Source organism: Actinomadura fulvescens (genome assembly GCF_039533225.1).
GTDB lineage: Bacteria > Actinomycetota > Actinomycetes > Streptosporangiales > Streptosporangiaceae > Spirillospora > Spirillospora fulvescens.
The window spans coordinates 1-1,795 of record NZ_BAAATD010000046.1 but is presented as its reverse complement, the minus strand read 5'-3'; the positions used below and the strand labels follow the sequence as shown (position 1 = coordinate 1,795).

Annotated in this window: 2 protein-coding genes; both read left to right on the top strand. The window is 69.2% G+C overall.

From position 1 onward, the window contains the following. Window positions 1-223 precede the first annotated feature (223 nt). Window positions 224-1,426 carry a helix-turn-helix domain-containing protein gene (locus ABD333_RS47340; RefSeq protein ID WP_344549496.1) on the top strand — a complete coding sequence of 401 codons (1,203 nt, stop codon included), beginning with the start codon at window positions 224-226 and terminating at the stop codon, window positions 1,424-1,426. A 61-nt stretch (window positions 1,427-1,487) separates the two neighbouring features. Continuing rightward, on the top strand, window positions 1,488-1,795 hold a 308-nt coding region (locus tag ABD333_RS47335; protein ID WP_344549495.1), incomplete at its 3' end, for a hypothetical protein.

Below are 1,795 nucleotides of genomic sequence, written 5' to 3'. Positions count from 1 at the left end.
TGGCGCGTATCCCGAGCTGTAGTTCGAGGTCGCCGGTTGCGTCGGCGGCCTCCTTGGCCGCGCGGCTCGGGTACGCCACCGCCGTGGCAATGGCCGCTTCCGCGCTGATCATCATCAGCGACGTCTGGGACGCGATCCCGCTGTAGCAGCAGACCTCTGACGACAGAAGGCCCTGCGCCGTAACCTGAGAGTGTCGAGGTCTCAGGAAGTCGGTGCAGGGCCTATGGAGAAAACTGGCACGGACGAGGGCATCGGGTGGCGTATCGCCCGCGCCCGGAAGTCTCGCGGGCTGACTCAGCAGCAGCTCGCTGATCGCGTGCCGTGCTCCAAGAGCCTCATCGCCCAGGTGGAAGCCGGCCACAAACCGGCCTCGCAAGCACTGGTCGCCGGGGTGGCCCGTGCCCTCCGGGTGGGCATTGGGAAGCTGACCGGCCAGCCGTACGACGACGAGCCTCGGGCGGGTCGAATCCACGCCACCATCCCCGACATCCGCCGCGCCCTCCTGGCGTGGGATCTGCCCGGCGAAGACATCCGGCCACGACCGATCGACGAACTCCAGAAGGACGTCGCGCGACTGTCCGCCTTCGGCAGGGATGCCCGGTACGGCCAGCTCGGCGAAGCCCTCCCCGGACTCCTTGAGGAACTTACTGCCGCCGCGCACGCCGCCACCGGACAGGAGGAGACGCAGCTGTATGCCCTGCTCTCCGAGGCATACACAGGCGTCACGGCGATCGCGTACACGCTCGGCTACTTCGACCTGCGGAGCCTGGCCATGGAACGGGTCGAGTGGGCAGCCCGCGAATCCCAAGACCCGCTCCGGGTGGCCCGCACGCAGTGGCAGCGCAGCACCCTGTTCCTGGCGAGCGCCTCCTACGACAAGGGCGCCAAGCTGCTGGACCGGGTCCGCCGCGACATCGGCGAGAACATCGCCCAGATGGACGAACCGACCTTGAGCGTGTACGGAGCAGCGCATCTCCGGTCGGCGATTTTCGCCGCCCGCAAGCCCAGCAAGGCGACCGCGTGGGCCCACATCGACGAGGCCCGCGCGGCCGCCCGGGTCCTTGACGCCGACGCCAACCACTACGGCCTGGAGTTCGGACCCTCCAACGTCGCCATCCACGAGGTCGCCGTCGCCGTTGAGATGTACGACGGCACCGAGGCCGTACAACGGGCGAGCCGGATCCACCTGCCCGCCACGGTGCCGCCGGTCAGGCGCGGCCACTACTACATCGACCTGGCCCGGGGCTTCCTCTACCACGGAGACCGCGCGCAGTCTCTCGACGCTCTGACCCGGGCCCGGCGGATCGCCCCGCAGCAGACCCGCAATCACCCGATGGTGCATGAGACAACGCGGATGCTGGTCGAGCTCGAACGGCGCCGCTCCGGTTCGCTCAGCGGGTTCGCGTCCTGGCTCGGTATCACCTGAGGTTCACAAGTTTCACCAGCTGTGAAACTTCAGCGGCCTTGCATGCGGCTGAATTCAAGGTGTGACCTGTGACGCAGAAATAGCCAAGCCGACACAACTTCGCGGCGGACCCGTCACTCGCACCTTGATCGCGGGCGCGGCGGGAACCCTGCGCGGGGCCGCCCGCCGTGCCCGCCCAGATCGTACGGTCGCCCGCCCTGATGGGAGAGCATCGGGCGGGCGCCGTACGACCCCGGGCGGCACGGCGGCGGCGCTTACCCCCGAGAGCGACGCCGCCGCGCCTCAGATCCCCGGCACGTTCTACGCCTGGGACGTGGAGATCGCGGGTCGCCAGCCACGCGGCATCTCCGGCGTCACCGACCAGGCGGC